We start from the raw sequence: 12,577 nt of genomic DNA, 5'->3' as shown, positions 1-12,577 counted from the left end.
GTGGGTCAGTTCACATCGCGGGCCTTTTTGTTTGATCAATCAAATAAATTCCAGAGAATTTAAGCCAGAATAGCCGGCAACTCCTTGGTGAGGGTACCACGTTGTGCGGTGGCAGTTCCCATTAATACAAAACCCAACAACTTGCCATCAGCAGATTCAAAGCGAGACTCCATGCCACCTTCAATAGGTGTTGTGGTCCATTTACCTTCGGCACCTTTAGCGGGTGGAGAAACAATTGTGGCTAGGGAGGGGGTTTTGACCATGACCGGCATCGCTGGATAGGTGAGTGCAGTAGTTTGTCCAATTAAGGTTGGCGCCAACGCTCTTGCTGCTTGCATGATGGGCATCACGTAAGGCAGGACTAAGCCGTCCACCTCTGCGCAATCTCCAATTGCGAATATGTTTTTAATGTTGGTTTCGAGTTCGCGGTTTACCTGAATGCCAGCTCCTGTATTCATGCCACTTTCTTTAGCTAATTCAATTCTGGGCTTTAGACCAACGGCCGATAAAAATACGTCGCAAGAGATTGTGTTGCCATTAGCTAGTGTGACCTGCAAAGAATCTCCGTGACGATCTAGCGCCTGCACGGTTGTGGACAGATGCCAGCACACCCCGGTCGCACTGAGCTTTCCCTGTAGCTCTAAAGCTGCAGCTTCAGGCAAGAGCCGACCAAGAGCCTGCGGGGCTAAATCAATCACATCTACCTTATAACCTCCCAGCACAAGATCATTGGCGAATTCACAGCCAATCAGGCCCGCACCCAGAATGGCAATCTTCTTTTTTCCGGTGATTGCATTACGAAAGCGTGCGTAGTCTTCCAAATCATTTACTGTGATGACTTCGTTCGCAGCGCTCCCTTGAAGTGGGAGACGAATTTGATCGGCACCCAAAGCCATTACCAGTTTTCCATAAGGTACTTCACCTTTACTAGTTTGAATGGTTTGCGCACTAGGATTAATTGAGATGACATCACACTCACCCAAGACAGTCATTTCTAGTTGCGTTGCCATGCCATCAGCTGGCGTAGAGATTAATTGCGCCGCTTCTTTCTTGCTTGCCAGAGCGGTAGAAAGCATGGGTTTGGAATAAAAATATCCAGGCTCACGCGTTACCAGCGTAATTGGAACTGCTTTATCCAATTTTCGGATTTCACGAATGACGGTGTAGCCAGCCAATCCACTGCCAATAATGACAATTGTGGATTGGAATTGAGGGGTGGTTTGATCCAAAGCTAGGCTCTCCAAATAACGAATAGGTAAACAGGGTGAGGGGGTGCTGAAGTGGCCTTAGCTTACCTGAACCATTTCAAAATCTGCTTTTGCTACACCGCAATCAGGGCATTCCCAGTCTTCTGGTACATCAGCCCAGAGTGTGCCAGCTGGAATGCCATCTTCTGGGATTCCTTTGGCTTCGTCATAAATATAGCCGCACACGATACATTGGTAAGTTTTCATTTTGATTCCTTAAATAGTCTGTTGATTTTAAATTTAATTTCTAATTATTTCTGGGCCCGTCTTATTGGGCCGCAAAACCCTTTGCTTTTTCCAAAGCCTGCTTGTAATGGTTTGCATGACGCTCTTCAACGTTTGCCAACGCAGCGAAGCGTTTTGCTGCTTTTGCCAATAACGCCTGAAATTGCTCAGCATGCTCTTTAGATTCCGCAATTTGCTCATCGATTTCTTGTATGGCCGCAGCATTGCCTTCTTCGACTGCCGTTTTCCGAAAGGATGGGTACATCTCGGTGTATTCATAGGTTTCGCCTTCAATAGCAATCTCCAAGGCACGTGCAGGAGTAATGGCGCCAGCGGGGTAGAGTAAATCTAAGTGGCCAAAGGCATGCATCACTTCTTGGTCAGCGGTAGCTTCAAAGATCTTTGCGGTTTCTTCGTCACCAGCAGCGCGAGCTAATTTTGCAAAATAACGATACTTGATATGAGCCATAGATTCGCCGGCGAAGGCGGACTCTAAGTTTTGGATAGTTTTGATTTCTGGGCGTGTCATTTTGATTCCTTTATTAAGACATACGGTTTGTTGAGTATTCTTTGCTGCTTTTTCAACCATGAATGCAGTGTGCGCCTTATTTATTGATCAGTCTAATGAATCATTATGATAGTATTTATCTAATTATTCGATAATGGAGGGAAAATGGCCTATTTACCGTCTTTAAGGCAGCTGGGGTATTTCGTTGCATTGGCAAAAGAACTCAATTTCACGCGCGCAGCACAGGCTTGTTTTGTTGGCCAGTCCACTTTAAGTGCCGGCCTGAAGGAGTTGGAGGATGCGCTGGGAATCCATTTGGTGGAGCGTGATCGACAGAATGTATCCATCACTCCAATAGGTTTGGAGGTTCTTGAGCGTGCCAAGCTCATCTTGGCGGCATCTGAGGATTTGGTGGAGTATGCAGGCGCAACCGGCAAGCCCATGACTGCCACAATTCGTTTGGGCGTCATACCCACTATTGCACCATTTCTATTGCCAACAGTGCTTCCGGAAATTCGTAGCCGTTTTCCAGAACTTAAAATCACACTCAGAGAAGATCTCACTGCCAATCTCCTTTCCAGATTAGCTGAGCATAAATTGGATTTTGCTCTGATAGCACTTCCATATGATGTTGAGGGTCTTCTCGTTCAGGAATTATTTGACGACCATTTTTGGTTGGTTGCGAAAGAAGGTGATCCCGCCTTGAAGGGAAAAGAAGTGACCTTACCTGCCAAGATGGCCGAACGCCTCTTGCTACTTGAAGAAGGGCATTGTCTACGAGAGCATAGTTTGCAAGCGTGCAAGCGCACTGACATTCGTAAGGCTGAGGGGATGGAAGCCACTAGCTTGTTGACCTTGTTGCAAATGGTGGAGTCTGGACTTGGCATTGCTTTACTTCCCGGAATGGCAGTTAAAAGTAGTCTATTAAATAACTCTGAGTTAGTGGCAAAAGAGTTGGCCTCACCAGCGCCCAAGAGAGTGATTGCCTTAGTTGCAAGACCTTCTACCGCGCACACTCAAGAATTTAATGCGCTGGCAGATTGCATACGCGAACAATTTGGAACCGCATAATCACATGCTCAGCAAAATTTGTTAATCCTTGTTACAGTCAATCCTCTTTTTACTCATTTAAAAGGCAGCAAATGTCAGGCAAAGAAATTATGTTCACCCCGGTAAATCTGGGAGCACTTCATTTAAAAAATCGTTTAGTGATGGCACCGCTCACGCGGATGCGTGCTGTTGGTGGTGATGTTCCTAACCCGTTAGCGAAAACCTATTACGCACAACGTGCGAGTGCTGGACTCATTATTACTGAGGCAACACAGATTTCTCCATTGGGTAAAGGTTACCCAGCGACGCCTGGAATTTATTCGCCCGAGCAAACCGCTGCATGGAAAGAGATTGTTGAGGCAGTTCACGCCAAGGGTGGTGCGATTGTTGCGCAGCTATGGCACGTAGGCCGCATCTCCCATTCTTCCTTGCATCCAGAGCAGGGTGCACCTGAGGCGCCTTCCGCAATTGCTGCGGCTGGTCAAACCTATGGCGCAGACTGGAAGTTGCATGATTATGAGATGCCAACCGCGATGAGTTTGGAAGATATCGCTCGCTTGCTCAAAGAGTTTGAGTTAGCGGCACAAAATGCAAAATCTGCAGGCTTTGATGGTATTGAAATTCACTCGGCTAATGGCTACTTGTTAGATCAGTACTTGCAAGACAAAACCAATCAACGTACGGATGAATATGGCGGTTCGATCGACAATCGTCTACGCCTATTGGGTCAAGTCATTGAAGTTGTAAGTAAAGTATTCCCGAGCGATAAGGTAGGAGTTCGCCTTTCACCATACGGCACTTTTAACGATATGGGTGATAGCGATCCAGTAGCGTTATTCACTGCTGCAATTAAGAAGCTCAATGGCTATAACTTAGCTTACGTGCACATGATTGAGCCACGTTCAACTAGCGCTGGTGGTGGCGATCAGGTCTTGGAAGATGCCCCGATTACTTCAGAGATGTTCCGTGCCGCTTATCAAGGACAATTTATTACTGCTGGTGGCTATGACCAGGCAATGGGTGAAAAGGTGCTAGAAGATAGCTTGGCTGATGCGGTAGCTTATGGCCGTCTCTATATTTCTAATCCAGATCTAGCAGAGAGATTTCAGCAGGGTGCCGCACTAAATCCATATAACCGCGCTACTTTTTATGGTGGCGAGGAAGTGGGCTACACAGATTACCCAACTCTGTAATAGAAGTCCCAGATTCTGGGATGGTTGCTAATAAATCCCGCTCTTAATAAAGCGGGATTATTTTTTGTCTTCAGTGTCTTTAAGAAGACCGTATTGGTTTGCTGCGAGTAAAAAGGCAATAGATGCGCAACCCATAGCAAAAAATTGCCATTGATGCAGCAATGCGGTGCCCACCACCGTCATTAGGACTGTCCAGCCTATTGCCATCTTGGCTTTTTTAGAGAGAGGTTTCATTTTAAGCATCAACTTTATTCAACATACGACGAAGTGTATCGTCCTTTACGACGTAATGTTGCCACAAGCCTGCTAAAGCATGAATGCCAATCAAAAAGTAGAGCGAGTTTCCTAGGAATTCATGGATGCCTTCAACTACTTTTTTCATCTCTGGATTAGGGGTGACTAGTTGAGGCCACACCAGGCCAAAAAAGTAGATTTCTTTGCCGCCATACTGAAAATACAGGATGCCAAAAATAGGCGATATCAAGAGCAGGGCATACAGCAGCCAATGCATGACCTTGGCTAATGAGATGAACAAAGTCTTTGGGTTTGTGGGCTCGGGAACACCATAAGTCAAACGGATGATGAGGCGAAGAGCCATAGCTATAAAAATGAGCTGTCCAATAACGCCATGAATTGATTTGCACAGCTCACGAGGCTCGCTGCCTTTGGGAAATTGTCCTTTGAGCTCAATCACTGCAAAAGCAGCGACAACTAGGAAGAAGACAAGCCAATGGAAGAATATGGAGGCTGGGTGGTATTTGGTTTTAGGCATTACATGGGAATGTTAAGTGGACTCATCACAAATGATAATGAATCTCATTAACAGCATTAATGCCAGGGGCTTTACCCCTTAAAAAGGCAATTCAAGCTCAGTTATTAAGTCTGACTTTAGCGCTAAGCTCATTTACTAAGCCGCGTTTATCTATTTGTGAGAGTCTAAGAGCTTCAACTTCGAAATCTAATTGCCCAGGATGAAATTCCTCGTCATTCTGAAGGTGGATGACATAAGTCCACACCAGTTCACGCCCCCGGTTTTTAAAAACATCCACTACTCGTTTCATCTGGACCGCCTTTAAGGTGAAGCTTATTGATTGCCGATAGATGGACTGGCAATTTTCATCTGTTGGCTTAAGTTAATTTTTAGTGCCACTAAGTTTCTAGCTTCAATCCGAATGACTCCACCTCTTGGACTATCAATATCAGCAATCAAAAAGAAAGATACCGCAATAACAAAAGGGAAGATCATGAATAGAGCGATATTCCTCTCAAAATTGCGCGCGCCAAATCCAACTAGGAGGTTGGCGCAAATAGCGATTGCTGACATCAACGCCCAGGCCGTAAGGGGGATGCGATTCCACCAAGCTGCTTGTACATAGCCTTGAGAATTTAAGACATCATTCATGCCAGAAGCTACTAAAGCCATAACTGGCGTAGCTTGGGTTCTAGCGACCGGAAGGATTTCATTCCAGAGGGCGGTTTGCAGTTGATCTGTTTTATTGCGAATCTCTTCAATCTTTTCCGGGGTCTGCTTGGAGTAAAACAAAATACGTTGATCTACATATTGAAGTAAGAGGCCCTTGGTTGCCGCCGCAGCATTTGGGGGCAGCAGATCGGCTCTTAAGAATTCGGTGCCAATGGCATTTGCCTCACCTTCCTCAAAGATCTCTCGCTGATCATGGCGATTGATAGCCATTGAGAAGGTAAAGCCAATAATTAAGGCTAGCAAGGTTAAGGTAGCCGTCTGAATAATGCCAAGATCTGCGGATGTCTCAGTATCTTTTGTGCGGTAACGACTCAGTGCGGCATATCCAAACCAAACAGAAAAGGCAAATACTATAAGTGAGATGCCAAAGACAGCAAGAGGGTGGTTGAGGATAGGGAAAATTTAAAAGGTTCCTGGATACAAAATATCTTTAGTCACATTCTGAATATCGCGATGACCTGTGAATGCCATGGTGATATCTAACTCATTGTGAATTAACTCTAAACACTTAGTGACACCAGCCTCACCCATGGCGCCTAAGCCATATAGGAAAGGGCGGCCAATCATCGTGCCGCGCGCACCCAAGGCCCATGCTTTTAAAACATCTTGACCTGAGCGAATACCACCGTCCATCCACACTTCAATATCTTTGCCAACGGCATTCACAATTCCAGGTAAAGCCTGAATACTAGAAATCGCACCATCTAATTGACGGCCACCATGGTTAGAAACAATTAAAGCATCGGCGCCAGAGTTTGCCGCTAAGCGCGCATCACCTTCATCTAGGATGCCTTTGATAATTAATTTTCCGCCCCAGAGTTTTTTAATCCATTCCACATCACCCCAATTGAGGCCCGGGTCAAATTGTTCTGCAGTCCAAGAGGACAGTGAAGACATATTACCGACACCAGTAGCGTGACCAACAATATTGCGGAAGGTTCTACGTGGTGTCATAGCCATACCCAAGCACCAGCGGGGCTTAGTCGCCATATTGATCATATTGGCAATTGTCAGCTTAGGAGGTGCGGACAGGCCATTCTTTAGGTCCTTATGGCGTTGACCTAAGATTTGCAAATCCAAAGTTAAAACCAGTGCTGAACATTTGGCTGCTTTAGCGCGCTCAATCAAACGCTCAATAAAGCCGCGATCTTTCATGACATAAAGTTGGAACCAAAAGGGTTTTGTAGTGTGCTCCGCTACATCTTCAATTGAGCAAATACTCATAGTAGATAAGCAAAATGGCACACCAAACTTTTCAGCAGCCTTGGCTGCCAAAATTTCACCATCGGCATGTTGCATGCCAGTAAGGCCTGTAGGTGCCAGTGCCACCGGCATGGCAACTTCTTGACCAACCATGGTTGTCTTAGTGGTGCGGTTAGTCATATTGACCGCTACACGCTGACGCAATTTAATCTTTTGAAAATCGGATTCATTGGCGCGGTATGTTGACTCAGTCCACGATCCTGAGTCTGCATAATCGTAGAACATCTTGGGGGTGCGCTTTTGATGGAGGACCCGCAAGTCTTCTATATTGGTAATGATTGCCACAATGTATCCTTCTTTTTGATGCTATTTTGTAGAAGCAAAAGCTTAATTTAAGCTCTATCTTAGCAATACCGGGGATTTGTTTCTACAATGTTAGGTTATCCCTTGCTTGGGGACCTCAAATAACTACTTCCCCATTAAGCCCCTCTGTATGTACCAACTGAATTTCGCCACAATTGCCTACTTGCTCATAGCCACCGCTTTATGGGCGGGTAATGCAATCGCCGGGCGAGTATTGGTTGGAAGTATCTCCCCTATTACCTTAAGTGCGGTCCGCTGGGGATTAGCCGCCTTACTTTTGCTTCCTTTGGGTTGGCGTGTGCTGATGCCGGGAAGTGCCTTATGGCAAAACAAGAAACGTTTCCTTCTCTTGGGTTTATTCGGGGTAGGTAGTTACAACGTACTGTTATATCTCGCTCTTCAAACATCTACCGCTATTAACGTCACCTTGATCGGCGCTAGCATGCCAATCTGGATGCTATTCATTGGTGCAGTGTTTTATCAAGTAAAGCCTAGCATCTTGCAGATGATTGGCGCAGTGGTGAGCTTATTAGGTGTGGGTATTGTGCTTACCCGTGGAGATCTAGCGGCCTTACTGTCTATGCAATTAGTAGTGGGCGATCTTTTAATTATGTTGGCCACAATCTTGTGGGCTTTTTATAGCTGGATGTTGAGTCGTCCGGGTTCTAGTTCAGAGCGTCAATGGCCATGGGCTGAATTTTTAATGGCGCAAGTAACAGTGGGTCTGTTGTGGACGGGATTTTTTGATGGTTTTGAAATTGCAGCTGGGCATGCTTTTCTGGATCTCAATTGGTGGACCGCCTCTTTAATTGTCTTCGTGGCAATTGGCCCGTCCTTAATTGCTTATCGTTGCTGGGGCCTAGGTGTGAATGGGGCGGGGCCTACGGTTGCCGCCTTTTTTGCTAATTTCATACCCTTATTTACTGCGCTGTTATCGGCCGCCATTCTGGGTGAACCCCCCCAACTATTTCATGGGCTCGCCTTTGGTCTGATTGTGGCGGGTATTGTTATTTCCTCGAAAAAGGAAAAGTAAAACTGCCAAAACTGGCAAAAACGCCCTTTTAAGCAGGGTTTTGGACCACAGTCCCCAAGAAAGCCTTAAATCAGTATCATTTAGGGCTAATCACAGAAATCCCTAGGAAATTACTATGCCAGGCTTACTCCCCAATGTTGATCCAGATGGTTTATTAGAGTTCTCGGTTGTTTACACCGACCGCTCCTTAAATCACATGTCTGAAGAGTTCAAGCGCGTGATGGTCGACATTTCGAGTGTCCTTAAGGATGCTTATAACGCTAGCTCTGCAGTCATCGTGCCTGGTAGCGGAACTTTTGGTATGGAGGCGGTAGCTCGCCAATTCGCTAACAATGAAAAATGCTTGGTCTTGCGTAATGGCTGGTTTAGTTACCGCTGGACGCAAATCTTTGATTTGGCCAACATCACTAAAGACGTGACTGTTATCAAAGGACACCAATTAGAAGATTCAACGCAGGGTGTATTTGCACCAGCTCCAATTGAGGAAGTGGTTGCCTATATCAAGAAGGAAAAACCAGCAGTGGTATTCGCGCCGCACGTAGAAACTTCTGCCGGCATTATTCTTCCAGATGATTACCTCAAAGCAGTCGGTGAAGCAGTACGCTCTGTAAATGGTTTGTTTGTATTAGATTGCATTGCCTCTGGCGCAATGTGGGTTGATATGAAGGCTTGTAATGTTGATGTATTAATTACTGCACCTCAAAAAGGTTGGAGCAGCTCCCCTTGCTGCGCATTGATCGCTCTAGGCGACCGAGCACGTGAGCGCATTGATGCAACCCAAAGCAGCAGCTTTTCTATGGATCTCAAAAAGTGGCTTCAGATTATGGAAGCATATGAAAAGGGTGGTCATGTGTATCACACCACCATGCCGACTGATGCCTTAAAGATTCTGCGTAATGTGATGAAAGAGACTCAGTCGCTTGGCTTCGCTGCATTGAAGGATAAGCAAGTAGAGTTGGGTGCAAAAGTGCGCAACCTATTGGTCTCTCAAGGCTATAGCTCTGTAGCCGCCAAGGGCTTTCAGGCCCCTGGCGTGGTCGTAAGCTACACCAAGGACCCTGATATTCAATCTGGTAAGAAGTTTATTGCTCTGGGTATGCAAACAGCTGCAGGCGTTCCCTTGCAGTGTGACGAGCGTGCAGATTTCCGCACCTTCCGTCTTGGATTGTTTGGTTTAGAGAAGTTGGCAAATGTTGATCGCACAGTTGGACATCTTGCTACCGCATTAGAAAAAATTACCGAGACTGAAGCGCAGCCTGCGTAATCAAGCAATATAGTTCAGCATTAAGAAATAAAGGCCATCATCTGATGGCCTTTATTACATTCTAGGGTGATAACTAATTTTATCTAGCTAAGGGATTAGGAGTGGCTTCACCGATCTTATGCAGGGTGTTGTTATCAACGTGATGAAATAACGCTGCTTGATCTTTAATCTTCATCACCGTGTCTTGTTCATAAGACCAAGTGCCATCATCGTGAATTGAAACTTGAATATGAAATTCAACTGTTCTGAAGGCGTAATCTAAAAATGGATTGGATGAGATGCCTGCGCAGCGATCATCTTCCTTTGCATGCAGTTCAAATTGCCTTGCATTTATAGCAGCATTACCAGAGGCCATCGTAATCATGCCCCGAGGAATACTCAGTGTATGAATGATGTTGCCAGTTGCAGGCTCCCATAGCCAATACCCCACTTGATCATGATAGGTCTTTACTTGATCGGGTTTGGTGATGTGGGTGTGGTATCTCAAACCATAAAACAGCTGAGGACCATTAGTTTGGGGGTCAATTGGCTGAAGCTCAATTCTTTCTACATAAGCTTGCTTCTTAGGCCCTTCTGCTTTGGGCTTTACGTCTAACCCACGAATACCTTCCCAAATCCCAGCCATGCCAGTCAAGGGCCCAAGCTGTTCTAGGGTATTGACGGAGTAGCCTTGGGGTTCGGTAAAAATGTCGTTTGGAAAATCACTCATCAGCAACCCTTAAAAAATGAAGCATTTTTCTCAAATTTTTGAGTATTATTAAATTATCCACAAACTATCTTGGAGAATTACATGATTTCTCGTATCGCGCGCTTGAGCCTGGCAACCCTGATTTCTGCTGCTATCGGTATCGCCCCTATCTCCGTGATGGCTGCTGATCCAGCTCCTGCAACTGCACCAGTAGCTGCACCTGCTGCCGCTCCAGTAGCCGCACCTGCCGCCACTCCGGCTGAGAAGTCTGCTGAGAAAAAAGCAAAGAAAAAAGCAAAGAAAGAAAAGAAAGCTGAGAAAAAAGCAAAAAAGAAATCTAAAAAGAAGGCTAAAGCAGCAGCTGACGCCGCAGCTCAGTAATACACTTAAATGAGTCCCTCTTAGTTGAGGGGCTCTGCACCATCGAAGTCATCAGATCTTTTGGGGTCTGGTGACTTTTTTCTTTGCGCATCATTGCGTACTAACAACCACATTGCAGCCATCACCAAAGTCATGCCGCTAATTTGCGTCCAAGTGATTGGTTCCGCAAGAATGAGGTATCCCATGAAGATAGTGGAGACTGGGCCAAGTATTCCAGCTTGAGCTACGAGTGGAGATCCGATGCGATTGATGGCAATCATAATCAGCAGCATTGGAATAACGGTGCATAAGCTGGCATTCAGCAGGCTAAACCAATAAATGGGTAGAGGCTGTTCAAATATAGCCATTGGGTTATGGATGGTTGATTGCGCTATGCTCAAAAATGCCGAGGCTGAACTGGCATAGACAACTAAGCGCACGCTACCAATACGCTTTACCATTTCTCCAGCACCAATCATGTAGGCCGCATAAGAGCAGGCGCTGCCGAACACGAGAGCCATGCCTAACCAGGCATCAATGCCGGTGGAACTCGCATCTTGAATAAAGACGATAAACACTCCAATGTAGCCAACGATGAGTGAGAACCACTGTACTTGAGATACGGGTTTCTTTAAAACAAAATAAGAGATTAATAAAACAATGGTTGGCGTGAGGTAAAGAACAATTCTCTCCAGGCCAACTGAGATGTATTGAAGTCCCAAGAAATCAATATAGCTTGATAAAAAGTAACCTAAAAATCCAAGAAAGAATAATTTTGCGCGATCAAGCCAAGTGATGGGGTCCATTGCCTTACGGCGGGACTCCCACCAGAATATTCCCCAGAACAAGGGAAGTGCCATGAGCATGCGTAAGGCTAGAAGCGTCTCCGCATTTGCACCATAACCAAAAGCGAGCTTGACCAAAATCGCTTTGCCAGAAAACAGCATGGAGCCTACTCCGGCCATCAAAATGCCATAGAGGTAACGTCGGTGATGATGTGCTGCGCTTACTGAATGCATAACGATTTATAACAGCTTATTGAGTAGCGCTCGCATTTCTAAAATGGTCTCGGAGGGGGTTAGGCCTATAGGCCCAATCCCTTTATTCACTAAGCTATCTGCAGCGCTAGCGTGTAATTCAACTGCAATCCCAGTAGCTTGCCATAAATCCAGTTGATGCCGAATTCCTTGGGCAGCAATGGCAGCAATGCTTCCCGTCAGAATATCCCCCATGCCTCCAGTGCCCATTCCGGGATTTCCAGCAAGGCATTGAACCGGAGGATGTTGTGGAGAGGCAATCAAAGTATGTTGTCCTTTGAGGACAACAATCGATTGAGTGAGCTCAACCAATTGTTTAATTGTGCCCACACGATCTGATTGCACAATTTCTGTTGTGGTCTTCAAAAGTTTTGCGGCCTCACCAGGGTGAGGGGTAAGTACAGCGAACTCTGGAAGTGCTTGATTGCGAACTTGTAGTTTCTCGAGTAGCTCGGTGGATTCGCTGATTAAGTTGAGGGCATCAGCATCAATTACCAATGGTATGTTTGGATATAAGAGTGACGCACGCAGACATTCAATCGCTAAAGCGGATTTGCCAAGGCCTGGGCCAATAGCAACAACATCGGGCTGAGCGGTATTCAGTGCTTGGTGAATATCGTCTGTCGCAAGGCGAATCATGAGCTCGGGGTGATCGACATCCGCACGCGCTGAAGCAGGATCTAATATTTCTAAGATAGTCCAGCCTGCGCCAAGATGAAGGCAGGCATTGCCCGCCAAAATTAGGGCGCCCGCCATTCCTGGAGCGCCGCCAATTAAAATGACTTTGCCTGCATTGCCTTTATGCTCTGCAGGCTCTCGTTTTAGGTGTACCACAAGAGGAAGGGTATTCAGTTGAGCAGGAACATTCATGAGTACAGTATCGTACTAAATTGCATGCATACACACTAATCTGCACTAACCCA

The 12,577-nt window shown here is 46.0% G+C and carries 16 protein-coding genes; 5 read left to right on the top strand and 11 right to left on the bottom strand.

Annotation, left to right across the window (positions count from 1 at the left end):
• Positions 1 to 59 precede the first annotated feature (59 nt).
• The 3 genes from VC188_RS06625 to VC188_RS06615 form a co-directional block, all read right to left on the bottom strand.
• The gene (locus VC188_RS06625) at positions 60 to 1,229 is read right to left on the bottom strand and encodes an NAD(P)/FAD-dependent oxidoreductase (RefSeq protein WP_323483436.1); all 1,170 of its coding nucleotides are present in this window, start codon (positions 1,227 to 1,229) and stop codon (positions 60 to 62) included.
• A 57-nt stretch (positions 1,230 to 1,286) separates the two neighbouring features.
• Positions 1,287 to 1,454: a rubredoxin gene (locus VC188_RS06620; RefSeq protein ID WP_068321654.1), complete on the bottom strand. Its 168-nt coding sequence runs from the start codon at positions 1,452 to 1,454 to the stop codon at positions 1,287 to 1,289.
• Between the two features lie 61 nt (positions 1,455 to 1,515).
• A complete protein-coding gene (locus tag VC188_RS06615) occupies positions 1,516 to 2,001 on the bottom strand; it encodes a rubrerythrin family protein (RefSeq protein WP_216157164.1) in 486 nt (161 codons plus the stop codon).
• A gap of 144 nt (positions 2,002 to 2,145) precedes the next feature.
• Here VC188_RS06615 and VC188_RS06610 point away from each other — a divergent pair, with 144 nt between their 5' ends.
• Positions 2,146 to 3,051 (top strand): hydrogen peroxide-inducible genes activator, encoded by a 906-nt coding sequence (locus tag VC188_RS06610; protein ID WP_215321764.1) that lies wholly within the window; start codon positions 2,146 to 2,148, stop codon positions 3,049 to 3,051.
• A gap of 71 nt (positions 3,052 to 3,122) precedes the next feature.
• Positions 3,123 to 4,223, top strand: a complete 1,101-nt coding sequence (locus tag VC188_RS06605) for an alkene reductase (protein WP_216157159.1) — start codon at positions 3,123 to 3,125, stop codon at positions 4,221 to 4,223.
• A 57-nt stretch (positions 4,224 to 4,280) separates the two neighbouring features.
• Here the strand turns inward: VC188_RS06605 and VC188_RS06600 are convergent, their stop codons facing one another.
• From VC188_RS06600 to VC188_RS06580, 5 genes are all read right to left on the bottom strand, one after another.
• Positions 4,281 to 4,457, bottom strand: a complete 177-nt coding sequence (locus tag VC188_RS06600) for a hypothetical protein (protein ID WP_323483435.1) — start codon at positions 4,455 to 4,457, stop codon at positions 4,281 to 4,283.
• A gap of 1 nt (position 4,458) precedes the next feature.
• Positions 4,459 to 4,995, bottom strand: a complete 537-nt coding sequence (locus VC188_RS06595) for a cytochrome b (protein ID WP_215321766.1) — start codon at positions 4,993 to 4,995, stop codon at positions 4,459 to 4,461.
• A 97-nt stretch (positions 4,996 to 5,092) separates the two neighbouring features.
• A complete protein-coding gene (locus VC188_RS06590; protein WP_072582957.1) occupies positions 5,093 to 5,284 on the bottom strand; it encodes a hypothetical protein in 192 nt (63 codons plus the stop codon).
• Positions 5,285 to 5,307: 23 nt separating this feature from the next.
• Positions 5,308 to 5,916: a hypothetical protein gene (locus VC188_RS06585; RefSeq protein ID WP_323483434.1), complete on the bottom strand. Its 609-nt coding sequence runs from the start codon at positions 5,914 to 5,916 to the stop codon at positions 5,308 to 5,310.
• Positions 5,917 to 6,108: 192 nt separating this feature from the next.
• A complete protein-coding gene (locus tag VC188_RS06580) occupies positions 6,109 to 7,254 on the bottom strand; it encodes an alpha-hydroxy acid oxidase (protein ID WP_215321767.1) in 1,146 nt (381 codons plus the stop codon).
• A 148-nt stretch (positions 7,255 to 7,402) separates the two neighbouring features.
• On the opposite strand from VC188_RS06580, the gene VC188_RS06575 reads away from it, so the two are divergent.
• Positions 7,403 to 8,305, top strand: a complete 903-nt coding sequence (locus tag VC188_RS06575; protein WP_215321768.1) for a DMT family transporter — start codon at positions 7,403 to 7,405, stop codon at positions 8,303 to 8,305.
• 115 nt (positions 8,306 to 8,420) lie between these two features.
• The gene (locus VC188_RS06570) at positions 8,421 to 9,569 is read left to right on the top strand and encodes an aminotransferase class V-fold PLP-dependent enzyme (protein ID WP_323483433.1); all 1,149 of its coding nucleotides are present in this window, start codon (positions 8,421 to 8,423) and stop codon (positions 9,567 to 9,569) included.
• A 79-nt stretch (positions 9,570 to 9,648) separates the two neighbouring features.
• Here the strand turns inward: VC188_RS06570 and VC188_RS06565 are convergent, their stop codons facing one another.
• Entirely contained in the window at positions 9,649 to 10,278 is a 630-nt protein-coding gene (locus VC188_RS06565; RefSeq protein ID WP_323483432.1) for an FABP family protein, read from the bottom strand.
• 81 nt (positions 10,279 to 10,359) lie between these two features.
• Here VC188_RS06565 and VC188_RS06560 point away from each other — a divergent pair, with 81 nt between their 5' ends.
• The gene (locus VC188_RS06560) at positions 10,360 to 10,638 is read left to right on the top strand and encodes a protein tyrosine phosphatase (RefSeq protein WP_216157147.1); all 279 of its coding nucleotides are present in this window, start codon (positions 10,360 to 10,362) and stop codon (positions 10,636 to 10,638) included.
• Between the two features lie 20 nt (positions 10,639 to 10,658).
• Here VC188_RS06560 and VC188_RS06555 read toward each other — a convergent pair whose 3' ends face one another.
• On the bottom strand, positions 10,659 to 11,636 hold the full coding sequence (locus VC188_RS06555) for a DMT family transporter (RefSeq protein ID WP_323483431.1): 978 nt from the start codon (positions 11,634 to 11,636) through the stop codon (positions 10,659 to 10,661).
• Positions 11,637 to 11,642: 6 nt separating this feature from the next.
• Positions 11,643 to 12,524 (bottom strand): NAD(P)H-hydrate dehydratase, encoded by an 882-nt coding sequence (locus tag VC188_RS06550; RefSeq protein ID WP_323483430.1) that lies wholly within the window; start codon positions 12,522 to 12,524, stop codon positions 11,643 to 11,645.
• Between the last annotated feature and the right edge of the window lie 53 nt (positions 12,525 to 12,577).

This window comes from Polynucleobacter sp. MG-28-Ekke-A2, assembly GCF_035012985.1.
In the GTDB taxonomy this organism is placed as follows: domain Bacteria; phylum Pseudomonadota; class Gammaproteobacteria; order Burkholderiales; family Burkholderiaceae; genus Polynucleobacter.
The sequence above is the reverse complement of the archived record's forward strand: the minus strand, read 5'-3'. Positions and strand labels throughout refer to the sequence as shown.